The following is a 25,131-nucleotide window of genomic DNA, read 5'->3' on the forward strand; positions in this document are numbered from 1 at the left end:
GCGGGACAATGCATGCTTATGGCCGGGTGGCGCGCAGCTATACAAGACCCTTCGGGGGAAATCTGCGGGCCGTCCTAGAGCGGTGTTCAAGCGCCCGGCCGCCTCTCTGAACAGGAGGCGAAATTGAACGATCTCTAGGAGGCCATCGTGGCTGCTCAATCCAATCTGCTCCCTCAGGGCGTCGCTACTGACGACACCCCGCACCAGACCTTCAACTTTGACCACTTGCCAGTTCGCACGGTCAACCGTGATGGCGAAATCTGGTTTGTTGCCGCTGATGTGTGCGCGGCACTTGCACACACCAACCCACGGATGGCAGTGTCAAGGCTGGATGATGACGAAAAGGGTGTAAGTAATGTTTACACCCCTGGAGGCTCACAGGAAGTGATGATCGTCAGCGAATCGGGCCTGTACAGCCTGATTCTGACCAGCCGCAAGGAAGAGGCCAAGCGGTTCAAGCGGTGGATCACCCACGAAGTTCTTCCAGCCATCCGTAAGACAGGGGTTACCAGAAATTCGAAGCCGCGCCCGCTTTGGACGTGACAGACGCCCCGTCCATGAAAGTTATGCGTGAGGTAGCCGACGACTACCTCAATGCCTACTACGAGGCGATCAAGGCAGGCAAAACACGCCACCACATTGATGGCGTGCAGACCGAAGTACTCCAGGCCATCTTGGCCCATGCGCTGATGAGTCAGCGCATGTTGGTGTCCTTCAATTCCATCGGTCAAATGAACTGCCGCCTGATTCCTGGTGATGCATCTGTTGTGAGCTTTGCCAAGGATGACTACTTCGACATTGCCCAGCATGTCCCGATGGAGCGACTGCCTGACATGTTGGATGCGCTGAACAAGCGCGTAGCCTGCCATCTTGGCGCTTTTAGCGAGCGCTTGCGCCGCGACTCTTCGAGGAAACTGGCGTGAGTGATCTGGCCATCCCGCAAACGCTTTTGCACCCGCTCAAAGCTACGGTAGTGGGCTTCCATGAGGAAGAGAACGAATACAGCTTCCAGGTGGAATATCCCGACCCCGAGGTTTGCCCTAACTGCGGGACGTGCGGCGAGGTGGTCAGATTCGGCAAGAAGCAGGTGAAGTTCCGTGACCTGCCGCTGCACGGGCGGTGGGTCACGCTCTGGCTGGTTCGCCGCCGCTTCATGTGCCGGGCCTGCAACACCACGTTCAGCCCGGCGCTGCCGGAGATGGCCGAGAGCAACCGGATGACCCGGCGGCTGGCCGACTACATCATCAAGGCCACGGTGGGCCGCACCAATAGTGACGTGGGCCGTGAAGTGGGTGTGAATGAGTCGGTCATCCGTACCTTGTTCCGCGACCACTTCGAGGCGCAGAAAGACCGCTACAAGCCTACCGCACCCCGCGTGCTGGGCATTGATGAGCTGTACCTGCAGCGCACCTATCGCTGCGTGCTTACCAACATCGAGGAGGAGACCATCATCGACCTGCTGGAATCACGCACCAAGCCACAGGTGACGGCCTACCTGTCGCGTCTCAAAGACCGCAAGGACATTGAGATTGTGTGCATGGACATGTGGAACCCCTACCGCGAGGTGACAAAGGCACTGATGCCACAGGCCACCATCGTGGTGGACAAGTTCCACATTCAGCGCATGGCCAATGAAGCCATGGAGAAGATCAGGAAAAGCCTGAAGGCCGGGCTGTCACAGCATCGCCGCAGGGCGCTCAAGGGCGACCGAAAGCTGATGCTAATGCGCGAGCACGACCTGAACCCGATGAACAGGATGGTGGTCGATACCTGGCTCAACCAATTCCCGGAGCTGGGCGCGGCCTACCGTCTCAAGGAGGAGTTCCTGAACATCTGGAATTTGGAAAATGAGTCTGACGCCAAAGAAGAATACCGGCGCTGGCATTCCAGCCTAACGCCGGAGGAGCGTCCGCAGTGGGCACCACTGACCACAGCAATGAGCAATTGGGAGGCGGAAATCTTCGCCTACTTCGGTAACGGGCAGCGCAACACCAATGCCTTCACCGAATCGATGAACCGGCAAATGAAAGACCTGAATAGGCTCACGCGCAGCATGTCCTTCGAGATGTTCCGCGCCAAGATTCTGTTCTCGGTCGAGCACAAGATGAAGCGCAAGGAAAAGCCCCGCCGGGAATCGCCATTCACTATGGGCTACGGCCTCCCGACAGATGCCAACCTTGCAGGGCGGGCGCCCTCTATGCGCGACATGGGGGCGCCCATTCGTCCTCTGCTGGAGTTCCTGCTGGAGCCTCCCATCAACATCAACCCGATGCCTTCGGCTGAGGGTTAGGAAGCTCCTGCATCAACAGGCTTTTATGAATACCCCAAAAAAATCTTTGCCACCTATGTTCGTAACTTGCAGTCAGAGTCACTACGACGTGATTTCTTCGAAGAAGTCTATTTGCCAAGTCTGGCAGAGAATAAGCGGAGAGGAATGAAGGGGGAGCTGTTCGAGCGCTTCAATCACACCTTGACTATCGTTTCGGTCAAGGAAACACCTGATCAAATCTATGTTCAGGTTAGCTTGGCTGATCCAGAGCAGGCTGCTCATTGGGTGGAATTGTACACTCAGCAGGCAGGCGAGCGGGCCAAGCGGGAGTTGATTAAGGACGTAAGAGCTGACGCTAAGGTCAAGGCGAAGAATCTTGAGCAGCAGATCCGCCAAGCACGTGAGAGTACACGGAAGCATCGGGAGGACCAGATCATTCAACTGACGGAAGCGATTAGGATCGCCAACTCTATTGGTTTGGAAAAGCCCCCTATCATCGATAGTGCTTTAGCGTCCGAAGTGTCCGCAGGGATGGGGGGGGTGCTAACTTACATGCGTGGTAGCAAAGCTCTCATGGCTGAGGTTGAAAACCTGAGAAATAGACCATCCGATGACCCATTTATCGAAAACCTCCGTAAACAACAAGAGTCTTTGAACTTCTATCGATCTTTGGAAGTTGATCCAGCGTCGATCGAAGTGTACCGCCAGGATGGGGCCGTCCAACTACCTGATGAGCCCGTAAAGCCCCAAAAGGCCATTATTATTGGGGTAGGGGCATTGGCGGGTCTGACCTTGGGGGTTCTGTTGGCATTGATGCGAAACTTTGTCGTTCGACGAGAGGCAGAGCTGGGAATGTCTTAGACAAAAATGCGTCTCAGAAAATGTCCGGCTATGCTTTCGACGTAAGAAGTATAGATTATCATGCGACGTCGCGACTGCCGGGTGCTTTGGTTTTTGAGGGAAAGCTATTGGTCACTGTGTTTTAACCTCAGATCCGTCGATCCGATTTATGGCCCTGCGTATAGTTATAATGCTTAACTTGTGTATAAGGTTTTCAGCGCGTGATAGTGAATTTAGTCGTCGGGTTGTTTCGGTAACTCGATTAAGCAGCGTGTGAGCAAACTGGTCGCGAGCCCCGATGCCGCAGAAACTGGACTTGAGCCCGCGTCAGAGAAAGTTGGAGTTTAATGTGAAAACGTTGTGCATTTTTGGGACCCGACCAGAAGCCATTAAAATGGCTCCCCTAGCTCTCGCTCTCAAAAGCGACCCACGCTTTGAAGCTAAGGTGTGTGTGACCGGTCAGCACCGCGAAATGCTTGATCAAGTAATGAATCTCTTTGGGTTAGATCCTGAGTTCGACCTCGATATCATGAAGCCAGGACAGGATTTGACCGATGTCACTACCAGCATTATGCAGGGGCTGAAGTCTGTCTTCTCAAAATACAGGCCAGATGTAGTGTTGGTTCACGGCGATACAGCAACAACGCTCTCTGCTAGTCTGGCTGCTTACTATCATAAAATTCCAATCGCACATATCGAAGCTGGACTGCGTACAGGTAATTTGTATTCGCCTTGGCCAGAAGAAGCTAACCGGAAATTAACCGGTGCTCTAGCAAGTCTGCATTTTGCTCCTACCGAAAACTCTAGGAGCAATTTGATCGCTGAAGGCGTGCTAGACAGTCGAATTCTTGTTACTGGTAATACCGTAATTGACGCCTTGTTGGATGTTGTTAATAAGCTCGAGAGTAACTCAGAGCTCAGAAAGGTTGCGGCACGTCCTACTGAGTTCCTTGACCCCGCCCGTAAGGTTATTTTGGTTACCGGCCATCGCAGAGAAAGTTTCGGCGATGGTTTCGAGCGTATTTGCAACGCCTTGGCAGAGGTGGCCCGAGCCAATCCTGAAGTGCAGATTGTCTATCCTGTGCATTTGAACCCTAATGTACGAGAGCCTGTCAATAGGCTACTCAGCAATATTGAAAACGTTCACCTGATTGAGCCGTTAGATTATTTGCCGTTCGTCTACCTGATGAGTCGCTCGTATATTATCCTGACCGATTCAGGTGGCATCCAGGAAGAGGCCCCCTCCTTGGGCAAACCGGTGTTGGTGATGCGTGATACCACGGAACGACCGGAAGCAGTTGCTGCGGGAACGGTAAAGTTGGTTGGTACAGAGACCCACAGTATCGTAAACGAACTAACTCGACTCTTGATAGACGAAGAGTATTACGGGGCGATGAGTCATTCGCATAACCCCTATGGTGATGGCAAAGCATGTAATCGCATATGCGAAGCGTTGCTGAAAATTTAGTGTTGGGCTGGAAGTAGAATGCAGGACTATCGCCAAAGCGCAGTAAATGCCATTTATCTGATTATGGTTCAGGGGATGAACTATCTCGTCCCTTTGTTCCTTATGTTTCATTTGATCAAATATTTAGGTGTTTCTGGCTTTGGCGAGTACGCATTCTGGTACTCGGTTCTTTTATATGTCCAAGCCATCGTTGAATATGGGTTTTCATTTTCCGGAACACGGGAAGTGGCGACCGCCAACAATGATTCAGGTCGGCTATCAAATATCTTTTTTCAGGTCACTGTTGCCAAGTTACTCATGGCGTTTGTTGTGCTTTTTGTGGCGTTGTTTTGCTTGATCTTGAATATTGTCCCGATAACTGCAATTTTCGCGGTTCTCGCAGGTATAGCGCTGGCGTTGATCCCGAACTGGTATTTTCAAGGCTTACAAAAATTACGTGGTATCACTATCCTAGGTGTGGCGCTCCGGGTTGTATTCATTATATCTGTGTATATTTTGATCGATGGTAGTTCCACGGTGAAACAGGTTCTCTTCCTTCAGTTGCTGTCGCTATTGCCCTTGTTGTTTGTTGGCAACTACCTTGCCTGTCGACAATTGTGTCGCCCACGCGAAATGCGTGCAAAAGATATTTTTCAACAGTTGAGGGCAGGTTGGCCATTGTTTTCGACGTCCATGCTCTCGATGGTTATTAGCAATGGAGGGATACTTTGGCTGGGCGCTACGGCAACGCCTCAAGTAGTAGGTGTGTACGCTGCGGTCGAGCGGGTTGTGAAAGCAGTTTTGGGTATGTTTACACCGATCAGTCAGGCACTCTACCCACTCAACAGCAAAAAATTTGCGACTTCATTTGAGTCTGGGTTGCGTAGCGTTCTGTTGTCAGGAGCAGTAATGCTTACATTAGCTGTGCTTGCAGTATCCTTCGTGGCCTTGACGCAAGGAATTTGGTTCGATGTGTTCACTATTCCGGAGGAAGCTAAGAGCCTCGTTCCTCTGCTGTTGTTGTGGGCGTTTTTGAGTATCTTCAATAACGTGGCCGGGATCCAAACCCTTAGCGCGAGCGGTGCTGCAGTCCGTTATGCAATAAGTTTTAAAGTTTCTGCGTTAGTTTTTGTTGCTGTCTTGTTTTTTGGTAGTGCAAGCTCTCCTGTCAACGCTGTCGTGCTTGCTCTAGTGCTGGCTGAAAGCTCGTTGGTGGTCTTGCTTCTGGGAAACATCTTTCACTTGGTAAGACGCAGACGTTTTGTTGGTTGACCTTGATTGTGATTTATTAAGTTGGCTTACTATAAAACCAACAAGAGTACGGGCATTGATGGGGAGCAAGGTTTGGACGAAAATAAGGTCTTCATATTTAGAGGGCTTCCACTGGTTGCGGACTCTCGCACAGTACGGAATGGAAGTTTTTTTGATCAAGTTCAGTTTCATACGTGGGAAAAAAAAGATAAAAGCGATTATGCAGGTAGGGATGTAGTAAGTTATCCATTTGCTAAGGATGGTGGGTGGATGATATTGAAGTACCCACTATATTTGATCTACCTTTTTCTGTTTTCTTTGTTAAAGATCAAGGGGCGCGATACCTGCATGTGCATGGATCTGGATACGTTTGTGCCTGTCTGGTTGGGAAGTTTTTTCAAGCGCACAACGTTAATCTTTGATGTTGTGGATCCTGCGTCTCAAGCAAGATTTAAAAAGCTACCCTTCAGCCGCTTGATCGATAAGATTGAGTTTTTTTTCATCATAAGGGCTACGTTGGCAACTTTTCCACACGCGTGCAGAGTTCAATACTATGAAGATTCGATTGGCGTGAACCTTGATAGGGTTAATGCTTTTGTAATTGAAAATATGCCATCTTTCATTCGGAAGCAGAAAGATGCGACCAACTGTGGTTCGCTCCATGAATCCAATAGAGTGGTCATTGGTTACTTCGGAACGTTGGATGGTAGCCGGGGGCTTAATCTATTGATGGATTTTGCGCGCTCCAATGCCGATAGCATTCAGGTGTCGGTGGCTGGAGATGGTCCATTAAAATCGTACGTCAAGAATTTATCTGATCAGGCTGAAAATATTAGCTTTTTGGGGCGTTATGCGCCTGACCAATTAGGGGCTCTTTATAAGAACGTTGACTTTTCTTGGATGTATTATGACCCTAGTGTCAGTTTGCATCGTTATGCTGCGCCGAACAAATTTTATGAGCATTTGTGTTTCAAGGTTCCAGTGCTGACTAACTCAATTATCCCACAGGCCCGGTTCGTGGACGAAAACCACACGGGTGTCGTACTCGACAAGCTGGGAGAAGAGTTGATAGTCGATGATGTGATTAGCAATGCACTGGTGGCCAGATTGAAAGGTTTCAAACCGGGCAGGGCATTGAATGAGTATTGGGATCAGCAGTGTACCACGTACTATGAAGATGTCGCCGAGCGTCTTCGCGGTGTGATACTGGAGTCAAAGAAGTGAACTGGGCGCTTTTTTTCGCTCTGCTCTCCATTTGCTCAAGAGGTGGTCTTGAGATAGTAATGCCAAAGCCGTTGGCGTATTTGGCCTCGCTCCTTGGATTCTATGTTGGTGTTCTTTGTTTTTACTTGGGTAATGGAATAACTTTCAGGGCGCGGATGCCTGTGCTGTTCCTGTCATTGGCTTTTATTTTCACTTCATTCATTTCACTCTCCATTACGCTAAGTAGCACGCCTGATCTCCTTTACGCAGTTTATGTCGTCTACCCCGTTGCTATCGCATTTTCATTTTTTGTTTTTTATTCTGTGCGATGTGAAGGTTTGGTGCTGCGAGAGATTGAGCGTTCAATTGCAGTTTTGATACTCCTTCTGTTTATCCTGGCTACACTGCAGGAATTCAGATTGATTGATCTCCCAGGTGCAACACCGGCATATGGAATTCCAGGCAACCTAGCGCGCCCCTCTTCAATTACTGGCAGCTACCTTCATTACCCGCTCATCATGGTGATGCTGGGGGTGTTCCTTCAGGTGTTAAAACAGCGTTTGAGTTTCGTTACACTTATTGCGTTCGCGAGTGTGTTTCTGGCGTTTTCGCGATCAGGAATGATGCTGGTGTTGGCGTACATTGCGCTTATGATGGCACATGTTCTGCTTACCGGAAGGCTTCGGTTGAGTTACAGGCGATTGATATACGCGCTATTGATGCTTGTGGTTGTAGTAGTTATTTTGATAATTACCGGGTTGGCCGATATCTTGTGGGCGCGTGCGGTCTCTGCGCTTGATACGCAGGGCATAGGGAACGACGATCGGATTGCCGCTTGGGCATTCGGAATGAAAGTCATCTCTGAGTCGAATTTACTGTTTGGTAGTAATTTCGGGATGGCTACCAACTTGACTGCTAACCTGGCTGGCGCGAAGTCCTACGTAGTAGAATCGAGTGTATTGCAAAACATGGTCAACTTTGGGTTCGTAGGCTCTTTGGTGTTTTTTGGGTTTTTTATTTACATGTATCAGATAAGTCCAGAAAGATACTTTAAATTTTTTCTGGTCTCTGTGCTGTTGCAGTCGTTGGTGTATCAGTCGACGGAGGTTCTGCCTTTTATCCTGGGTGTGATGTTTTTGAGATCGTTAGTTGTATCTCCAAATAGTGCAGCGTGGCGATATCCTTGAGGGTGTCATTAAATAATTATTTCGTAGGTGACATTAATTGCTTGTTCAGAATCTATTGAGGCGTAACGCCAGCAATCTCGATGTGATTCGGGTTGTTGCTGCATGCATGGTGATTTATGGTCACGCGTATTCTATTGCACCTGAAGCAGGGTATTCGGATTTTATACAAAACCTGTTAGGATTTGATTATACGGGATCGCTAGCGGTCAAGATTTTCTTTTTCATAAGTGGGTTGGTAGTCACCAACAGCTTGCTGGTAAAAAAAGATATCGTTTCATTTGCGATTTCTCGATTTTTTCGAATTTGGCCTGCCTTCATGTTTGTAGTGTTGGTGAGTGCATTAATTATAGGGCCTTTGTATAGCACGCTTGGGGTTGTTGATTACTTTAAAAGTTCCCAGTTCAATGTGATTGATTACATTTGGTCAAATTTTGTTCTTGATATCAGGTATTACCTGCCAGGCGTTTTCTTTGACTTGCCATACGAGGCTGCCGTAAACGGCTCTTTGTGGACGCTATATTACGAGGTGGCGGCCTATCTGGCGCTTTTACTTTTTTTTGTTTTAGGTATATTCAGAGATCGGTTTGTCGGAACGTTGGCACTCCTGTTGGTAATAACTAGCCTCCATTTTTTACAGCCGGACGGGCTCCATCCTGTTATGCATCAGCCTCTTTTGATGCAGTGTTTCGCATTTGGCGCATTGATCGCGCTCTACAAAGATCTGTTTGATTTGCACTTCGGTGTTCTGGCACTTAGCTGGCTCGCCTACATTGTGACGAAAGATCTGGCGCTATCAAAATACTTCCTCTATGTCTCAATTTTTATCACGTTGTTGTATGTCTCGGGCCTTCGGCTCATGTTGTTGCTCAAGACGCGAGTAGATATTTCTTACGGGGTGTACCTTTGGGGCTTCCCGGTTCAGCAGATTTTGGCGCACCACTTCTTGGATTTGGGAGTCCACTTCAATCAAATGGCCGGTATCTTGATCTGTCTATTGCTAGGTTTCCTTTCCTGGCACCTGATCGAATTTAGGTTCATTCGTTACGGCTCAAATTTGGCAAAGTTGATCAATGAATCCTTATCTCGGGTGAGTAACAGTCAATCAGGTCGCGTGTGAGCCCTCGGGTATTGCACGCGCGAGTTTGTTATCTATTGCTCTCGCGCTTTTCGCTGACTCTTACAGAAGGTACTCGACTTGAAAGTGGCTTGTATTGTTCCAACCTATAACGGACGGAATGACTTTCTCAGGTTGATTGGCTCTTTGGCCAAACAAACCGCTGAGATGGATGTGTTTATTGTTGACTCCAGTTCTAGTGACGGAACCCAAGAGGCGTCTATTGAGTATGGCTTGAACCTGAAAGTCATTTCAGGTTCTGAGTTTAATCATGGTGGCACACGCCAGATGATGGTAGACGTCAATGCGGGCTACGATGTGTATGTGTTTCTTACCCAAGATGCCTTTCTTGAAAATACAAATGCCATCTGTAATCTGGTCAAGCCCTTCAATGATCCGGAGGTGGGAGCTGTATGCGGTCGGCAGCTTGGTCATCTCGACGCAACGTTGCTGGCCAAGCACGCACGTTTGTTCAATTATCCTGATCATTCCCGTGTGAAAAGCCTTTCGGATTCTTCTGAGTTAGGGATTAAAACTCCTTTTATGTCTAACTCTTTTTCAGCATATCGCGGTGACGCGTTGCGCGATGTGGGGGGGTTTCCTACGCATGTCATACTTTCTGAGGATATGTATGTAGCAGCCAAGATGCTTTTAAAGGGCTGGAAAGTCGCCTACGCCAGTGAGGCGGTATGCCGACACTCTCACAATTATTCGATCAAACAAGAGTTTTGTCGTTATTTTGATCAAGGTGTCTTCCATGCAAGAGAACCTTGGATTCGTCAGGCTTTTGGCGGGGCGGGTGGTGAAGGCTTGCGCTATGTTAAGTCGGAGCTCCGATTCTTGTCGTTGAGGCATTCGTACCTTTGGCCTGAGGCATTTTTTCGTAACGCCATCAAGCTGCTTGGCTTCAAGCTCGGTATGCGCGAGCAGAGTCTGCCGCTAGCACTGAAGAAAAAACTCAGCATGCATAAGCGGTACTGGGATACCTGGGCGTAGTAGGCCTAGAGGGAGGCGCACGCTGGTTTCTCTGGAGCTTGACGATGAATTGTGGTAAATCGTTCGCCGTGCCAAGAGCGTTGAATGTTTCGCCTGACACTGTGTTCTGCACAGGCAGACGTGAGTTGATCGAAGCAGTTTAGATTTTATGACTGCCTGTAGGAATGCTAGAGTACTGGAGGAAGTAAATTTAAATGCGAGCTATACACCGACACCAACCGATATTTGCGGAACGTTACCCAGTTCCCTTCCTGGTTGCGTTGTTAGATATGTTAGTCGTAATTGCTGCTGGGATATTGGCATACGGATATCGATTCGATAGTTTCGATATGAGCGGACGTTACAACTCAGCGACTATGGTTACGGCTATTATCACTGTGACCTGCTTGGCTATAGGTGGTGTCTACGGCTCACAACGTGGGCTGTCTCTCTGGCGACAAATCGGCACTCTGGTTGTCTGTTGGATGGCGGCTGCGGGCATACTGTTTTCACTTCCTTTTCTGTTGAAGCTGTCAGATAATTATTCTCGTATCTGGTTTGTTGCCATGCTTAGCATCGGATGGGGGGTAAGCTTAGCATTCAGAGTTGGTTTGTATTATTTCCTTCGGAAGATACGGAGCTCGGTCCATAATCTAAAGAGCGTCTTGCTAGTCGGCACTGGCGGTAGTGCTAGTGATCAGTTGCGTGACCAAGATTCGCTCAGGGAAGATGGGTTCAAGTTAGTTCGTGAAATTCCATTGGGTCATGGCGACGTGTGGTTGGATGAACTTATTGCCGCTGCCGATGAGGCAAACGTTCATGAAGTATGGCTTTGTCTGCCGTTGAGCGAAGGCGGTCTCGTTCGTTCTATCCTGTATGCACTTCGTCACCATACTGTCGCGGTTCGATTCATCCCTGAATGGGATGACATCCGCCTACTGAATCACAAAGTCAGCCATATTGCCGGGCTCTATTCGCTGGATTTGAGTTGTAGTCCAATGGATGGACCTGCTCGTGTGCTCAAGCGAGTCGAAGATATTCTTTTGGGAGGCTTGATCTCGCTACTCATACTACCGGTCTGTGCCGTTATTGCGGCAGCTATCAAGTTTTCTTCACCAGGGCCTGTGCTATTCAAGCAGTATCGTACCGGGATTAATGGAAAGCGATTCAAGGTTTACAAATTTCGTTCCATGGTGGTTCACGCGGATACTTCGGTGAAACAAGCGACGCGCGGTGATGTACGAGTCACCCGAGTAGGCGCGTTTTTGCGTAAGTCCAGCCTCGATGAGCTTCCTCAGTTTTTTAATGTGTTGCAAGGGCGCATGTCCATTGTTGGGCCTCGTCCTCACGCGCTCGCACATAATGAGTATTACAAAGAGCTGGTTGAGTCTTACATGAAGCGTCATAAGGTAAAGCCTGGCATCACCGGTTGGGCTCAGGTCAGTGGTTATCGCGGCGAGACTGATACCTTGGAAAAAATGCAGAAGCGTGTCGAATATGACCTTTGGTATATTGATAACTGGTCTCTGTGGCTCGATTTAAAAATTATAATTTTGACCTTTTTCAAAGGTTTTATTAATAAAAACGCATTTTGATTAAGTGGGTTTTGCTTTGGGCGAGTATCAGTGATGAGAGTGGTTGAACTGGTTAGTAGGGGGAGGTTTAGCAGCGTCGCATTGTTTATTATGGCGCTGGGTTTTTTTATCCAAATGGCTGGAAAGATTTTTATTGAGTCCAGTAGTGCGCGTAACACACAAGTTTACCTTTTCCTGCTCTTTCCTGCCCTTTGCGTAGTTCTTTACCGTGTCGTCGTGCGTCGCGCAGTCCAGCTTCGTGCGATTTATCTTCCGTGGATTCTGTATCTGGCGTGGGTAGCGCTGACGACGATATGGGCATCGGGCAGCGATGACAGCGCCCTCTCATTAGCCAAGCGCGGATTGTTCATTGGATTGTTTCTGGTGGCAGTCGCGCTACTCATGCAAGATGATCGCTACCTGCGTCGTGCTTTGCTGGCAGGCATTGGCATCGTAGCGTTCGGGGCGTTGGCAAGTTTGATCTATCAGTACGTTGTACTTGATCGACCGCTCGCTTATCGTGCCTTTCGTATAGACCGCCTCGGATGGCGTGATTTTGCCGATTTCAGATGGCCTGTGGCTGCAGGTATTTTCTATGGTGCCATGGCGACATGGGCATTCGGCATTGCTATCGACAGGACCACGGGCCGCTGGGCGTCGGTGTGGTTTTTTGGCTGTTTTATGATTATCTCGCTTTATGTTTTGTTGACCTATACCCGAGGCGCCTGGATAGGGTTGGTGATCGCAGTCATTGTTGCGGTTTTCATACAAAGGACGCGCCGCGGTTGGTGGTCCCTGGTCCTGGCTGGGGGGGCGGCACTCGTTGCAATCGGCAGTTTCTGGCCACAGCTCGTTATCGAGTTCCAACAAAACAAGTTGTCGGGGCGGGGTGCTATTTGGGATTACTATCTTGAGGTGATGCCCGGTCATTGGTTGTTCGGGCATGGTTTGGGGACGCCTTTTGAGTACCTGTGGGAGAATGGCGTCACGGTATCACCCCATGCACACAGTTTGTATCTGCAACAGGTATACGATAGTGGTTTGATCTCACTGTTATTTCTACTTTCCGGAGTATGCTGGCTGCTTTTTAAAGGGTGGCAACAGAAAGATGAGGGCTGGGTTCGCTTGGCTTATCCTGCCTACATCTTTTCTTTGATTGTTATGTTGACCGATGTCGAGCGGTTGTTCACTCGGCCCGGTGATTTCTGGACTGTATTTTGGATGCCGGTCGCCATCTTGTTGGCTGTGGTTAGCCGAGATCATTCTCGATAAGGGGAGTTCTGTGCGGGACTCAAGATTGTCCAGCACCAAGGGTGTGTTGATTTTTTTCGTTGTGTTCAGGCATTCCGTCGATTTCGCAGGCAGCTGAAGTGGCATTCTGCTCAGTGTCATTTCGACCGGTATTTACATTATCCATATTCCAGCGTTTATTTTTTACAGCGGTGACGGTAAAGGTCGAGGGTTTCGGGATAAGTATCGTGACGCTGACATTTCTTTTGCTTTCCTTCCAGGCACTTTACCTGCCTGTGTTGACTTTAAGGGTGGGGCTATCTGGATAGTTGGGAGGCTGATCGGCCCTTGGCTTGGCGTCCTATGACGGCCTGCCAGCGTCGTGTATATGTGTTGGGTAAAGGGTTTTCAGAGCTTCATTCTTTGAACTGCCAAGTATGCTGGGATGTCAGATAGACAGGATTGACGCCTTCGTGATGCCGGGGTCACGGGTATAGGGGAAAGCCTAGAGTTCTATTTCAGAATAGAGAGCGAGTACAGCCAGTCGGGATATTTTAATATTGCAGTTTTATATTCGCCAGGTTTAAAGTCGCTACAGATGCTATTCTGTCTAGCATATTCAAAAGCGGGGAGGCGTGTGCCTAATAATTCATCGTTTATTACTTGACTGAGGCAAAAGAAAGGCCGACCCATTGCATTCCTCACCAGCGTGTCCACTTGGGCTTTTTCATCATAATAGATGTAGACAGGGACATCTCCGCGTAGTTCTTCTGAAGATTGTGCTGAAAATGAAAAGTCTTCATTGGTCGCCCCGATGGTGTCGAACTGATCCCGAGGTAGTATGCCTTCTTCGTAAAAAAACTTGTTGAGCGCGGGTTTGTGGTCTCCCATGACGACGATCAACGTGCTCGGATTCAGTAGTTTTACTTGAGTTACAAATGTTGCGATCCGATCCAACGCATTAGCAAGTCGCTCACTGTAGTTTTTCTGGCCGTAGTCATTATCAAAAAAATAAGGGCCGTGTGTGGAAACGGTAGTTAGGAACAGAAAGTTATTGCCTTTGTTTTTCTGAATATCGCTGAGAGCCCGGTCGAAGAGGATTTTGTCATCCGCCCAAAGAATGCCAACTTTTTCGCCCATATCCTCCAGGCTTATGAACTGATCAAAACCAAACTTTGGTGCTACTATATCGCGACGCCAGAATCGTCGCCCATGATTATGTTCTTCAAGTGTTCGGTAGCCTATGTCTCTGAGGTAGCGCGGCAGCGTATGCGCGGCGGGGGAGATCAAGGACGCATATTCCTGGTAAATGACACCACTCAATGCTCCGTTTGCAGGCAGGCCGGTTAGCAGTTCAAAGGTAGCGTTCACCGTTGATCCGCCATAGACCGGGGAGATGGCGCGAGTTTGCTTGAAACCGAGTGCCTCCAGTTTAGCGAAGGGGGCTGCAAAGTGATGTTCATCATGCCAGCATGCTTCACAGAGAATGTAGATGATATTTCTCGGGAGCTCCTCAATTCTCTCAGGAGCGTGGCGCAGATTTTCAAATGCCAAGACATCTTGTGAGGTTGGGGTGTCAGGAATTCTGCGTCGGCTGGTGTGCGCCAGGTGCAATGGAAGACCATGACGTTCAATGTTTAATTCCCAGTCCCATGATATATACGTTGCTTCAAGTTTTTCGGCAAGTTTTAATCCCTCAGCGGCTGTCACACGGCCAATTATGTCCCCATAGAGATAGAATGGAATCGGCGCCAGCAACAGGCAGGCGATCAATCGAGAAATAGTGCTCTTTAGAGAAGTTTTTTTTCGCGGATTTATTTTCCAGGCAAACAAAAGAGTAAGTAAGATGGCAAGTAGTAACAAGCAGTGTTGCAGTGTCAAGTAGTGCGTTATCACCGAGGCGTTGGCGGTTGAGGATAAATCGCTCCACGACAAGGGGTCATTAGTAAGCGATAACTTGATACGATTGGCAATGGATAATACCCAAAGGGTCGCGCTGGTTGTGAGTGCCGAGAGTAAGGGTGCAAAGAAAAATCTGAGAAGTAAATAAAATAAAATGACAGGTGTAACTGAAAGTAAAATTGGAAGTGACCTTAAATTTTCGTCAACATAGAACATGAAATTTTGCAGGTACAATCCAGAAGCAAGCTGAGCTGCGCAGATGGACAGAATGCTGATACTCTCTACGCATTTGTTTGATGGGATTTTCACAGAATTCATAAGCTGTCGTGTGCTGGTTAAAGGGTCATTATTTTTGTGAACAAAGAGTTTAACGGCATGTGATGGAAGCGATACCCGACTGTACTTGGTTTAGCTGCCTCTGTCTTAACATTACTCTAATGTTCAGTCGCCTACAATTTTTTGCAAATTTTCATCGAGGTGCCCGGCGTGCTTGAAATTATGTGTCGATAATCCTCCTCGCTTGAGCAGGATCTCAATCATAACCCTCATGTTGGCGAGGCATGCCAGCCAGCGTAACCATGCGCTGCACCGGCCGCACAGCTGATGTGCCCCCTGGGTGGCTATCCAGGAAAGGTCTTGAGTCAGTGTGTGTGGATATGATGTGTGGTATTTTCCAATGCTCATGCGTTTGAGGGTGTGGTCTAACCAGCGGCAGCCCGCCCCCTGTTCAAATCAATACTCAATCCACTTTGGTGATTTTTGTGAAAGCCACCCCGCTAGCAATTTCCGATGTCATTCTTTTCGAGCCTCGTGTATTTGGCGATGATCGAGGATTTTTCTTCGAAAGCTTCAATCAGCGGGTTTTCGAGGATGCTGTCGGACGGCGCGTAGATTTTGTCCAGGACAACCATTCCGCATCGGTCAAAGGCGTATTGCGAGGCTTGCACTACCAGATTCATCAGCCACAAGGCAAGCTGGTGAGGGTGGTTGAGGGTGAAGTCTTCGACGTCGCTGTCGATCTACGGCGTTCGTCAGCTACTTTCGGCAAGTGGGTAGGCGCCTATCTCTCGGCGCAGAACAAACATCAGCTTTGGGTTCCAGAGGGGTTTGCTCATGGCTTTTTGGTGCTCAGTGAGCGCGCGGAGTTCCTCTACAAAACGACCGATTTTTATGCGCCTAGCCGCGAACGTTGCCTTGCGTGGAATGATCCGCACTCCGCGATCCAGTGGCCATTGAGCGAGCCGCCATTGCTATCAGATAAAGATAAATTGGGCAAACTGTTGGTAGAGGCTGAGTGTTTTGACTGAGTGGCTCCTGAAAATAGACGGTACAATGAATGCCGCTCACGATGCTTAATGCACTGGTAAGTGCTGAATTCCTGGTTTTTCCAAGTGAAGTGTGGCTGGCCTGTTACGATTCCTTTCAAGGTCTTTCAGTGTCGCAGGTCATGCTTGGCCAGGATGTTCCGCCATCATTCTTACGAAACCACTGAAAAGATCAGAAAAATGACTATCTTAGTAACTGGCGGAGCCGGCTTTATCGGCGCCAATTTTGTTCTGGACTGGGTAGCTCAGAAGGATGAGCTCGTCATCAATCTAGACAAACTGACCTATGCCGGGAATCTCCAAAGCTTGGCTTCCATCGATGGTAACCCCAAGCATCTCTTCGTTCACGGCGATATTGGTGATACTGCGCTTGTGGAGCGGGTGCTGGCTGAACACCAACCTCGCGCAGTGATAAACTTCGCCGCTGAGTCGCATGTGGACCGTTCGATTCATGGTCCCGAAGATTTTATCGAGACCAACATTGTCGGTACGTTCCGACTGTTGGAAGCAGTGCGAGCCTACTGGAAAGCACTAGCAGATGACGCACAGCGGGTTTTCCGCTTTCTGCATGTATCCACTGATGAAGTCTATGGCTCTTTGGCTGCCAATGAGCCCGCATTCACCGAGACCCATCAGTACGAACCCAACAGCCCTTACTCGGCAAGCAAGGCGGCAAGTGACCATCTCGTTCGCTCGTACCACCATACCTACGGCTTGCCGGTGCTCACCACCAATTGTTCCAATAACTATGGGCCGTATCATTTCCCGGAAAAGCTAATACCGTTGATGATCGTCAACGCCTTGGGGAATAAGGGGCTGCCGGTCTACGGTGATGGCCAACAGATTCGCGACTGGCTTTACGTCAAGGACCACTGCAGTGCTATCCGACGCGTGCTTGAGGCAGGTAGGGTCGGCGAGGTCTACAACGTTGGCGGTTGGAACGAGAAGCCAAACCTGGAAATCGTCAATCGTATTTGCGCGTTACTGGACGAACTGCGTCCGCGCGCGGATGGCAAATCCTACTGTGATCAGATTACGTTCGTAACGGATCGCCCAGGTCACGATCGCCGCTATGCGATCGACGCTCGTAAGTTGGAGAGAGAGTTGGGTTGGAAGCCGGCGGAAACGTTCGAAACGGGCATTCGCAAAACCGTTGAGTGGTACCTGAGTAACTGGCAGTGGGTGGAAAATGTCCAATCCGGAGGTTATCGGGATTGGGTCGAGAAAAACTACGGTGAGCGTACCGAATAATGAAGATACTCCTGCTCGGCAAGAACGGCCAGGTAGGCTGGGAGCTGCAGCGCAGCCTTGCGCCACTGGGTGAGCTTTTGGCCCTGAGCTCCAAAAGCAAAGATTATTGTGGTGATCTGACGGATCTACAAGGATTGGCTGAGACGGTCCGGTCTTGGGAGCCCGATGTAATTGTCAATGCAGCCGCTTATACTGCGGTCGACAAGGCTGAGTCCGAGCAACATCAAGCCGAAAGAGTCAATGCGCAAGCGGTTGAAGTGCTGGCACAAGCAGCGGCACGCTCTGGTGCGCTGTTGGTCCATTACTCCACAGACTACGTTTTCCCTGGTAACGGTTGTGCCCCTTGGCGGGAAGAGGACGTTGTTGGACCGTTGAATGTCTACGGTCGGACAAAACTGGCCGGTGAGCGTGCTGTCCAGTCATCCGGATGCCCACACCTTATATTTCGCACTTCCTGGGTATACGCGGCACGCGGCAATAACTTCGCTAAAACCATGCTGCGTTTAGCGACCGAGCGTGACACGCTAGGGGTGATAAATGATCAGTTTGGTGCGCCGACAGGCGCAGAACTGATTGCTGACGTCACCGCTCATGCAATTGTTGCATGGTGTGCCAAGCCAGAGTTAAGTGGGCTTTATAATCTTGCGGCAGGGGGAGAAACCACGTGGTGTGGATATGCTCGTTTCGTCCTTGAGCTGGCAGAGGAAGCGGGTGTGTCTCTTAAGGTGAAGGCCGACGCAATCAAGGCGTTGACTACTGACGACTACCCAACTCCGGCGAGCCGCCCGGCGAACTCACGATTAGACACCCATAAACTTGAACAGGTTTTCGGGCTACAGCTTCCGAACTGGCGCTTGGGCGTCGCAAGGATGCTGACGGAAATACAAGGGAAATAACGGCAATGAAACGTAAAGGCATTATTCTGGCAGGTGGCTCGGGTACCCGGCTGCATCCTGCAACGTTGGCGATCTCCAAACAGCTCTTGCCGGTTTACGACAAGCCGATGATTTACTACCCTCTGACGACGCTCATGCTGTCAGGTATCCGCGATATCCTGATCATTTCAACTCCGCAGGACACGCCACGTTTCGAGCAGTTGCTGGGAGATGGTCACCAGTGGGGTCTGAATATTTCCTACGCCGTTCAGCCGTCTCCCGACGGTTTGGCACAAGCTTTCATCATTGGCGAGCAATTTATTGGCAACGATCCTTCAGCGCTGGTGCTAGGCGATAACATCTTCTACGGCCACGATTTCCAATTGTTGCTGAGCAATGCAAATAGCCGGACTGTAGGGGCAAGCGTATTTGCGTACCACGTGCACGATCCTGAGCGTTATGGCGTAGTCGAATTCAATGCACAAGGTTCAGCAATTAGCTTGGAAGAGAAGCCAGTACAACCGAAGTCCAGCTATGCAGTAACCGGACTTTATTTTTACGACCAGGATGTGGTCGAAATTGCTAAAGGCATTAAACCATCGGCACGGGGTGAACTAGAAATAACCGATGTGAATCAGGCCTACCTTGAGAACAACAGCCTATCAGTCGAAATCATGGGGCGCGGGTATGCATGGCTGGATACCGGCACTCATGACTCGTTACTTGAAGCGAGCCAGTACATTGCTACTATTGAGCGCCGTCAAGGGTTGAAGGTTGCGTGCCCGGAAGAGGTTTCGTTTCGCCAGGGCTGGATAAGTGCTGAGCAACTCGAGAGACTTGCAGCACCGCTCTCGAAGAACGGCTATGGGCAGTATCTGAAGCGTTTGTTGCAAGACAAAGTTTACTGATTGGCGCGATCGGTACTCTGTTGAATAGGGCGGCGGTTCTGCCCAGCTTAATATGAGTCAGGGATCAGGGGTTGTAACAAATCTTCATAAAGTGGTATCAGATTGATTTGGAAACGACTTTCTACCCTGACTGGTTTGAATCTTCGGGCCTTGGGTCTAGATTTCAGAAGCAGCCAAGGAAACGCTGCCTCTGAAACTACCAAGGAGTATTAAAGTATGCGTAATACCGTTCTGTCCTACCTGCTACTTCCGTTGTTCGCGAGCATTTCCTTTTCGTCCAGCGCTGCGTCGGTCGCAACTCCAGCCAACACGCCGGTGCCAGTTGTCGCAACCCAGCCGGTTGCCGCTCTAATCAATCTGAACACCGCCGACGCCCTCACCCTACAAACCAACCTCTCCGGTATCGGAAAAACCAAGGCCGAAGCCATCGTCGCCTATCGCGAAGAGCATGGTGCGTTTGCCTCGGTGGATGAGTTGCTTGAGATCAAAGGGATCGGCAAGGCGCTGCTCGACCGCAATCGCGACAAGCTCACCATCAACTAGCGTCTCCAGAAAGGCCGGTCAGTGACCGGCCTTCTTGTTTGTGAGGGGCACCTTTGGTCGGCCGGGCTTGTATAAATATTATGGTAATAATATTTTGTCTTCGCAGGCCAGTTCTTCCTCCGCAAGCCTTGGAGATCACCGCTATGTCAGGTCTTTCGAATTTGCCCACCGCCCTTGTTACGGGCGCTTCTTCAGGTATCGGCGCGGTTTACGCCGAACGAATCGCTGCCCGTGGCCATGACTTGATCCTGGTCGCTCGGGACCGGCAGCGACTCGAGGCGCTGGCCGCAGATTTGCAGGCCCGTCATGGTGTGAATGTTGAGGTTTTACCGGCGGACCTTGCGAAATCAGCGGACGTCGATCGGGTCGATGAACGCTTGCGTATCGACAAGGCCATCGGTGTATTGGTCAATAATGCGGGCATAGCCATGCACGGTACCTTGGCCGAAGCGACAGCCGCGCAGATCGAGTCGCTGGTCGCACTCAATATTGTTGCGCTGACGCGCCTGGCATCCGCGGCTGCGGTTCAATTTGGCAATGCCGGTCGCGGCACTATCATCAATCTTGCCTCGGTCGTCGCCTTGGCCCCCGAGATGTTCAACGCCGTCTACAGCGCCAGCAAGGCGTATGTATTGAGTCTGACTCAGACGCTCAATGGCGAGCTCAAGGACAAGGGTGTGCAGGTTCAGGCCGTGCTGCCCGGGATCACCCGCACGGAAATCTGGGAGCGCTCCGGGCTGGATGTTGCCCATATCGACCCACAGATGGTGATGGAAGTCGGGGACATGGTCGATGCCGCGTTGAGCGGCCTGGACAGCCAGGAGTCGGTGACGATTCCTTCGTTACCTGATGTCGCCCAGTGGCAGGCGTTCATCAAGGCCCGTGATGCGCTGCGGCCAAATTTGTCGCGCAGTTCTGCCGCAGCGCGCTATCTGCAGTGAGGCGTGTCGGGTCCGCGCGTTGGCTCAGCGGTCCTGTGCATCCTTTGCGTCCATTTCGGCGTTGCGCTCATGCACGCGCTTGAGCTGTTCCTCGGTAAGGGGCAGCTTTTTGGCGGTGTCGCGCAGTAGCATCAAGCCACCGACGATGGAGCCGATTGCCAGTACCAGAATCAACCAGGCATACCAGGGCATGTAGTTCTCCTATGAGCGGCGAATGACGCCGCTCCTTCACGTATGAGCGAATGCATCATTCATTGGTTCAATTATAGGGAGATGTCCGCAACCGGGCCAATTAGCGATCATCGGCCCCCTATGGCGCGTCGCTTCGTTTACAATGCGCGCCGTTCAAGACTTGCCAAGAGACCAGCCCATGTCCGCCTGCCAGACGCCCATCATTGTCGCCCTGGATTTCCCTACCCGTGAAGCCGCCCTGAAGTTGGCCGACCAACTTGATCCTGCTTTGTGCCGGGTAAAGGTCGGTAAAGAGCTGTTCACCAGCAGCGCATCGGGTATCGTCGAAACACTGTGCGCAAAGGGCTTCGAGGTTTTCCTCGACCTTAAATTCCACGACATTCCCAACACCACCGCGATGGCCGTCAAAGCCGCCGCGGAGATGGGCGTTTGGATGGTCAATGTGCACTGTTCCGGTGGCCTGCGCATGATGGCAGCCTGTCGTGAAGAGTTGGCCAAGCGTAGCGGGCCGCAGCCGTTGTTGATTGGCGTGACCGTACTGACCAGCATGGAACGTGAGGATCTGGCCGGTATCGGTCTGGATATCGAGCCGCAGGAGCAGGTATTACGCCTGGCTGCCCTGGCCGAAAAAGCCGGTATGGACGGGTTGGTGTGCTCGGCCCTGGAAGCGCCAGCGCTGAAGGCGGCGCACCCATCGCTGCAGTTGGTGACCCCAGGTATTCGCCCGGCTGGCAGCGCCCAGGATGACCAGCGCCGTATTCTTACGCCGCGCCAGGCACTGGACGCGGGCTCCGACTACCTGGTGATCGGTCGCCCGATCAGCCAGGCAGCGAATCCGGCTCAGGCCTTGGCTGACGTGGTTGCCCAGATCAGGGCTTGAGTACCAGCTTGCCGAAGTTTTCCCCGCTGAACAGCTTGAGCAGTGTTTCGGGGAAGGTTTCCAGGCCTTCGATCACATCTTCCTTGCTTTTCAGTTTGCCGGTTGCGAGCCAGCCGGCAATCTCTTGTGCCGCCTTGCCGTAGTTGGCGGCATGATCCATCACCACAAAGCCTTCCATTCGTGCACGGTTCACCAGTAGTGACAGGTAATTGGCCGGTCCTTTGACGGCCTGCTTGTTGTTGTATTGGCTGATCGCGCCGCAGATCACTACTCGCGCCTTGAAGTTCAGGCGGCTGAGAACGGCATCGAGGATGTCGCCGCCAACGTTGTCGAAGTAGACATCCACGCCTTTCGGGCACTCGCGCTTGAGGCCCTCCAGCACGTCCTCCGCCTTGTAGTCGATCACGCCGTCAAAGCCCAACTCGTCCTTCAGGTACTGGCATTTTTGTTCTCCGCCAGCGATGCCGACCACACGGCAGCCTTTGATCTTGGCGATTTGTCCGGCAATGCTCCCCACTGCACCGGCAGCCCCGGAGACCACCACGGTTTCACCGGCTTTCGGAGCGCCGACGTCTAGCAGGGCGAAATAGGCAGTCATACCAGTCATGCCCAGGGCCGAGAGGTAGCGGGGCAGCGGCGCCAGCTTCGGATCGATCTTGTAGAAGCCTTGAGGTTCACCGAGGAAGTAATCCTGCACCCCCAGCGGACCATTGACGTGATCGCCAACGGCAAAGCCTGGATGTTTGGAGGCGATCACTTCGCCCACGCCCAGCGCGCGCATGACCTGACCGAGTGCCACCGGTGGAATGTAAGACTTGCCTTCGTTCATCCAGCCACGCATGGCCGGATCCAGCGACAGGTAGAGGTTCTTGACCAGAACCTGGCCTTCGCCGGGTTCACCGACCGGAACCTGCTCGAAAGTGAAGTCGTCACGGCTGACTGCGCCGACAGGGCGCTTGGCAAGCAGGAAACGGCGATTGGTCTGGGAGGTCATGGCAGGGTTCTCGCGTGAAGGGCAAAGTTTGTTGATAGACCCTGACCGCCATTGCGGCAAGGTATTTCCGCTTGGCGAATGCATTGTGATCCACCGGAGTGATTCCAGTTTCTCTCGATAATCACCCGTGCAGATAACCCTTCAACCGGCGCCCTGATGATGCTGCCAAACGAGGCCTGTCGCTGACTAGACTCCTGGCCACTGACCCAATTTGTTGCAGGAGCGAGCGATGAGCATGACTTTTACCGGCCAGGTTGCCCTGGTCACCGGTGGCGCTGCAGGTATCGGCCGGGCGACAGCACTGGCGTTCGCCGCCGAAGGCTTGAAGGTGGTCGTGGCTGACCTGGACCGCGAAGGTGGCGAAGGTACGGTCCAATTGATACGCGCAGCTGGGGGCGAGGCGCTGTTCGTGACGTGCAATGTAACGCGCGACGCCGATGTCCAGCAGTTGCTGGCGCGTACGGTCGAGGTGTACGGGCGGCTGGACTACGCCTTCAACAACGCCGGTATCGAGATCGAGCAGGGGCGACTCGCTGAAGGTAGCGAGGCCGAGTTCGATGCGATCATGGGGGTCAATGTTAAAGGTGTCTGGCTGTGCATGAAGTATCAACTGCCGCTGATGCTCGCCCAGGGCGGCGGCGCTATTGTCAACACGGCATCGGTGGCTGGTCTTGGTGCGGCACCGAGGATGAGCATCTACAGCGCCTCCAAGCATGCGGTGATCGGCCTGACCAAATCTGCTGCTATCGAGTACGCCAAGAAGAAAGTCCGCGTCAACGCCGTGTGCCCGGCGGTGATTGATACCGATATGTTCCGCCGCGCCTACGAGGCAGACCCTCGCAAGGGCGAGTTTGCCGCGGCCATGCACCCGGTGGGCCGGATCGGCAAGGTCGAGGAGATTGCCAGCGCAGTGTTGTACCTGTGCAGCGATGGCGCGGCGTTTACAACGGGCCAGGCGTTGGCGGTCGACGGTGGCGCCACCGCTATTTGACGGACGCAGTAATCGCGGCCAGCTGGCCTTTTGGGCTGCGTAGCAGGGCCACGCCGACCATCAGGCAGCCGCCCAGTAGCGCCAGGCCGAACACCAGCAGGGCAGTGCTTGCGCCAAGTCGGTCAACCAGCATGCCGGTCAAGATCACCGGCAGGCTGAACCCCAGGTAAGCCAACAGGAAAAAGCCCGCGCTTGCGCGGGTTTTTTCTGCGCCGGCCAGGTTATTCACCGCTGACAGGCCGCCCAGATAGATGAAGCCGTAGCAGGCACTGCTGGCGGCGACGGAGCCGAACAGCACCGCGCTCAAGGCGCCGCTATCCGCGCCCCAGGCCAGTAGCGCATAGCTGCAGGGCAATACGATCAAGCCGATTGCGGTGGCCCTGGCTGGCGACAGTCGACGCGCAAAGGGTTGGAACAGTAAGCCGCAACTGATCACGCAAAAGGTCGAGAACCCCGACCAGTTGGCCAAGCCGTGCTGCTTGAGGATCGATGGCAGCAACGCGATCACCAGGCCCACGCAGGCCCATGCCAACAGGATGGCCAGGCCATAAGCCAGGCTGCCGGTGGGGTAGAAGGGCAAACGCAGCAGTTGCGCCGACTGCCCCGGGCGTTGATCGGGTAAGCGCCAGACTGCCAGCAAGGCCAGCAATGCGAGCAGCAAGTGCAGGTAGAAACTGCCCGGCCGCAGGCTTGGGCCGTCAAGCAGGAACACGCTCGTCAGCGCCGCACCCAGGCCGAATCCCAGCGAAGTGCTGGCCGTGACCCAGGTTGCGGCGCGCTGGTTGTCGTGGCTGTGTATCAGCTCGCTCATGTAGGCGGTACCGGTGGCTGATGCCAGTGCTGTACCGATGCCGAGCAGCAGCCTGGCAAAGCCCAGGGTTTGCAGGCTGGGCGCGATCAACATCGTCAGGGTGGCAAGCATGGAAAGTCCCAGGGCGGCGAGGATCAGCGGTCGCCGACCGACGCGGTCGGCAAGGCCGCCGAGTAACAGCAGCACAGGCAAAACACCCAGCACATATCCAGAGAACGCAATCGCGGTGGCGCCGGCACCATAGCCGGAGAGTTCGGCATAGGCGGTGTACAGCGGGGCCTGCAGGTTGACTGCAAAGGTGATAAGGCACAGGGCAAAGGCCAGCAGGGCCGGGGAACGCGAGGTGGACATGGGCAACTCCTTGTTGTCGAGGCGACTATCCGCTGGCAACTGTTCCCTCACAAGGCACACCGCATGGGGTTTTGTGA

General features: G+C 51.9%; 24 protein-coding genes. 20 read left to right on the plus strand and 4 right to left on the minus strand.

What is annotated here, in order from left to right; genetic code table 11:
• Positions 1-147 precede the first annotated feature (147 nt).
• The 12 genes from NPS58_RS00515 (at position 148) to NPS58_RS00570 (ending at position 13,132) form a co-directional block, all read left to right on the plus strand.
• Complete coding sequence (locus tag NPS58_RS00515) at positions 148-543, plus strand: BRO-N domain-containing protein (RefSeq protein ID WP_274112680.1); 396 nt, start codon at positions 148-150, stop codon at positions 541-543.
• A 14-nt stretch (positions 544-557) separates the two neighbouring features.
• Positions 558-923: a hypothetical protein gene (locus NPS58_RS00520; RefSeq protein ID WP_274112682.1), complete on the plus strand. Its 366-nt coding sequence runs from the start codon at positions 558-560 to the stop codon at positions 921-923.
• Positions 920-2,290: an ISL3 family transposase gene (locus tag NPS58_RS00525; protein WP_274112684.1), complete on the plus strand. Its 1,371-nt coding sequence runs from the start codon at positions 920-922 to the stop codon at positions 2,288-2,290. Before NPS58_RS00520 ends, NPS58_RS00525 begins: the two co-directional genes overlap by 4 nt.
• Before the next feature lie 144 nt (positions 2,291-2,434).
• Entirely contained in the window at positions 2,435-3,130 is a 696-nt protein-coding gene (locus NPS58_RS00530) for a hypothetical protein (RefSeq protein WP_274112686.1), read from the plus strand.
• A gap of 277 nt (positions 3,131-3,407) precedes the next feature.
• Positions 3,408-4,577 (plus strand): non-hydrolyzing UDP-N-acetylglucosamine 2-epimerase, encoded by a 1,170-nt coding sequence (gene wecB, locus NPS58_RS00535; RefSeq protein WP_274112688.1) that lies wholly within the window; start codon positions 3,408-3,410, stop codon positions 4,575-4,577.
• Between the two features lie 18 nt (positions 4,578-4,595).
• Entirely contained in the window at positions 4,596-5,828 is a 1,233-nt protein-coding gene (locus NPS58_RS00540; protein WP_274112690.1) for an oligosaccharide flippase family protein, read from the plus strand.
• A gap of 72 nt (positions 5,829-5,900) precedes the next feature.
• A complete protein-coding gene (locus NPS58_RS00545; RefSeq protein WP_274112692.1) occupies positions 5,901-7,031 on the plus strand; it encodes a glycosyltransferase in 1,131 nt (376 codons plus the stop codon).
• Entirely contained in the window at positions 7,028-8,197 is a 1,170-nt protein-coding gene (locus NPS58_RS00550; RefSeq protein WP_274112695.1) for a hypothetical protein, read from the plus strand. Before NPS58_RS00545 ends, NPS58_RS00550 begins: the two co-directional genes overlap by 4 nt.
• Positions 8,198-8,234: 37 nt before the next feature.
• The gene (locus tag NPS58_RS00555) at positions 8,235-9,314 is read left to right on the plus strand and encodes an acyltransferase family protein (RefSeq protein WP_274112697.1); all 1,080 of its coding nucleotides are present in this window, start codon (positions 8,235-8,237) and stop codon (positions 9,312-9,314) included.
• A 78-nt stretch (positions 9,315-9,392) separates the two neighbouring features.
• On the plus strand, positions 9,393-10,307 hold the full coding sequence (locus NPS58_RS00560) for a glycosyltransferase (protein WP_274112698.1): 915 nt from the start codon (positions 9,393-9,395) through the stop codon (positions 10,305-10,307).
• A 194-nt stretch (positions 10,308-10,501) separates the two neighbouring features.
• Complete coding sequence (locus NPS58_RS00565; protein WP_274112700.1) at positions 10,502-11,881, plus strand: undecaprenyl-phosphate glucose phosphotransferase; 1,380 nt, start codon at positions 10,502-10,504, stop codon at positions 11,879-11,881.
• A gap of 33 nt (positions 11,882-11,914) precedes the next feature.
• Entirely contained in the window at positions 11,915-13,132 is a 1,218-nt protein-coding gene (locus NPS58_RS00570) for an O-antigen ligase family protein (protein WP_274112702.1), read from the plus strand.
• 471 nt (positions 13,133-13,603) lie between these two features.
• Here NPS58_RS00570 and NPS58_RS00575 read toward each other — a convergent pair whose 3' ends face one another.
• Positions 13,604-15,310, minus strand: a complete 1,707-nt coding sequence (locus NPS58_RS00575; RefSeq protein WP_274112704.1) for an LTA synthase family protein — start codon at positions 15,308-15,310, stop codon at positions 13,604-13,606.
• 443 nt (positions 15,311-15,753) lie between these two features.
• Between NPS58_RS00575 and rfbC the strand changes: the two genes are divergently transcribed.
• The 6 genes from rfbC to NPS58_RS00605 all read left to right on the plus strand — a co-directional run bounded on the left by rfbC (position 15,754) and on the right by NPS58_RS00605 (position 20,835).
• Positions 15,754-16,299 (plus strand): dTDP-4-dehydrorhamnose 3,5-epimerase, encoded by a 546-nt coding sequence (rfbC, locus tag NPS58_RS00580; RefSeq protein ID WP_274112705.1) that lies wholly within the window; start codon positions 15,754-15,756, stop codon positions 16,297-16,299.
• A gap of 198 nt (positions 16,300-16,497) precedes the next feature.
• Positions 16,498-17,568, plus strand: coding sequence for a dTDP-glucose 4,6-dehydratase (gene rfbB / locus NPS58_RS00585; protein ID WP_274112707.1), 1,071 nt, complete (start codon positions 16,498-16,500; stop codon positions 17,566-17,568).
• The gene (rfbD, locus tag NPS58_RS00590; RefSeq protein WP_274112709.1) at positions 17,568-18,464 is read left to right on the plus strand and encodes a dTDP-4-dehydrorhamnose reductase; all 897 of its coding nucleotides are present in this window, start codon (positions 17,568-17,570) and stop codon (positions 18,462-18,464) included. Before rfbB ends, rfbD begins: the two co-directional genes overlap by 1 nt.
• Before the next feature lie 5 nt (positions 18,465-18,469).
• Positions 18,470-19,351: a glucose-1-phosphate thymidylyltransferase RfbA gene (gene rfbA, locus NPS58_RS00595; protein ID WP_274112711.1), complete on the plus strand. Its 882-nt coding sequence runs from the start codon at positions 18,470-18,472 to the stop codon at positions 19,349-19,351.
• A 216-nt stretch (positions 19,352-19,567) separates the two neighbouring features.
• Positions 19,568-19,894, plus strand: a complete 327-nt coding sequence (locus tag NPS58_RS00600; RefSeq protein WP_274112713.1) for a ComEA family DNA-binding protein — start codon at positions 19,568-19,570, stop codon at positions 19,892-19,894.
• Between the two features lie 143 nt (positions 19,895-20,037).
• Positions 20,038-20,835, plus strand: a complete 798-nt coding sequence (locus NPS58_RS00605; protein WP_274115330.1) for an SDR family NAD(P)-dependent oxidoreductase — start codon at positions 20,038-20,040, stop codon at positions 20,833-20,835.
• A gap of 24 nt (positions 20,836-20,859) precedes the next feature.
• On the opposite strand, the gene NPS58_RS00610 is transcribed toward NPS58_RS00605, so the two are convergent.
• Positions 20,860-21,027, minus strand: a complete 168-nt coding sequence (locus NPS58_RS00610; RefSeq protein WP_010224101.1) for a DUF2897 family protein — start codon at positions 21,025-21,027, stop codon at positions 20,860-20,862.
• A 178-nt stretch (positions 21,028-21,205) separates the two neighbouring features.
• Here NPS58_RS00610 and pyrF point away from each other — a divergent pair, with 178 nt between their 5' ends.
• On the plus strand, positions 21,206-21,907 hold the full coding sequence (gene pyrF, locus NPS58_RS00615) for an orotidine-5'-phosphate decarboxylase (RefSeq protein WP_274112715.1): 702 nt from the start codon (positions 21,206-21,208) through the stop codon (positions 21,905-21,907).
• On the opposite strand, the gene NPS58_RS00620 is transcribed toward pyrF, so the two are convergent.
• A complete protein-coding gene (locus NPS58_RS00620) occupies positions 21,897-22,901 on the minus strand; it encodes an NADP-dependent oxidoreductase (RefSeq protein WP_274112717.1) in 1,005 nt (334 codons plus the stop codon). The genes pyrF and NPS58_RS00620 overlap by 11 nt on opposite strands.
• 229 nt (positions 22,902-23,130) lie before the next feature.
• Here NPS58_RS00620 and NPS58_RS00625 point away from each other — a divergent pair, with 229 nt between their 5' ends.
• The gene (locus tag NPS58_RS00625) at positions 23,131-23,892 is read left to right on the plus strand and encodes an SDR family oxidoreductase (protein WP_274112718.1); all 762 of its coding nucleotides are present in this window, start codon (positions 23,131-23,133) and stop codon (positions 23,890-23,892) included.
• On the opposite strand, the gene NPS58_RS00630 is transcribed toward NPS58_RS00625, so the two are convergent.
• Complete coding sequence (locus NPS58_RS00630; protein ID WP_337994253.1) at positions 23,885-25,093, minus strand: MFS transporter; 1,209 nt, start codon at positions 25,091-25,093, stop codon at positions 23,885-23,887. The genes NPS58_RS00625 and NPS58_RS00630 overlap by 8 nt on opposite strands.
• Positions 25,094-25,131 lie beyond the last annotated feature (38 nt).

The sequence above is a fragment of the Pseudomonas putida genome, from assembly GCF_028682455.1.
GTDB classification, from domain to species: Bacteria; Pseudomonadota; Gammaproteobacteria; order Pseudomonadales; family Pseudomonadaceae; genus Aquipseudomonas; species Aquipseudomonas putida_AA.

Excerpts from the sequence above, each read along its gene's own strand:
- NPS58_RS00520 (WP_274112682.1), top strand. The coding sequence starts at position 558 with ATGAAAGTTATGCGTGAGGTAGCCGACGACTACCTCAATGCCTACTAC.
- NPS58_RS00530 (WP_274112686.1), top strand. The coding sequence starts at position 2,435 with ATGAAGGGGGAGCTGTTCGAGCGCTTCAATCACACCTTGACTATCGTT.
- wecB (WP_274112688.1), top strand. The coding sequence starts at position 3,408 with ATGCCGCAGAAACTGGACTTGAGCCCGCGTCAGAGAAAGTTGGAGTTT.
- NPS58_RS00540 (WP_274112690.1), top strand. The coding sequence starts at position 4,596 with ATGCAGGACTATCGCCAAAGCGCAGTAAATGCCATTTATCTGATTATG.
- NPS58_RS00565 (WP_274112700.1), top strand. The coding sequence starts at position 10,502 with ATGCGAGCTATACACCGACACCAACCGATATTTGCGGAACGTTACCCA.
- NPS58_RS00570 (WP_274112702.1), top strand. The coding sequence starts at position 11,915 with ATGAGAGTGGTTGAACTGGTTAGTAGGGGGAGGTTTAGCAGCGTCGCA.
- NPS58_RS00575 (WP_274112704.1), bottom strand. The coding sequence starts at position 15,310 with ATGAATTCTGTGAAAATCCCATCAAACAAATGCGTAGAGAGTATCAGC.
- rfbB (WP_274112707.1), top strand. The coding sequence starts at position 16,498 with ATGACTATCTTAGTAACTGGCGGAGCCGGCTTTATCGGCGCCAATTTT.
- rfbD (WP_274112709.1), top strand. The coding sequence starts at position 17,568 with ATGAAGATACTCCTGCTCGGCAAGAACGGCCAGGTAGGCTGGGAGCTG.
- rfbA (WP_274112711.1), top strand. The coding sequence starts at position 18,470 with ATGAAACGTAAAGGCATTATTCTGGCAGGTGGCTCGGGTACCCGGCTG.
- NPS58_RS00600 (WP_274112713.1), top strand. The coding sequence starts at position 19,568 with ATGCGTAATACCGTTCTGTCCTACCTGCTACTTCCGTTGTTCGCGAGC.
- NPS58_RS00605 (WP_274115330.1), top strand. The coding sequence starts at position 20,038 with ATGTCAGGTCTTTCGAATTTGCCCACCGCCCTTGTTACGGGCGCTTCT.
- NPS58_RS00610 (WP_010224101.1), bottom strand. The coding sequence starts at position 21,027 with ATGCCCTGGTATGCCTGGTTGATTCTGGTACTGGCAATCGGCTCCATC.
- pyrF (WP_274112715.1), top strand. The coding sequence starts at position 21,206 with ATGTCCGCCTGCCAGACGCCCATCATTGTCGCCCTGGATTTCCCTACC.
- NPS58_RS00620 (WP_274112717.1), bottom strand. The coding sequence starts at position 22,901 with ATGACCTCCCAGACCAATCGCCGTTTCCTGCTTGCCAAGCGCCCTGTC.
- NPS58_RS00625 (WP_274112718.1), top strand. The coding sequence starts at position 23,131 with ATGAGCATGACTTTTACCGGCCAGGTTGCCCTGGTCACCGGTGGCGCT.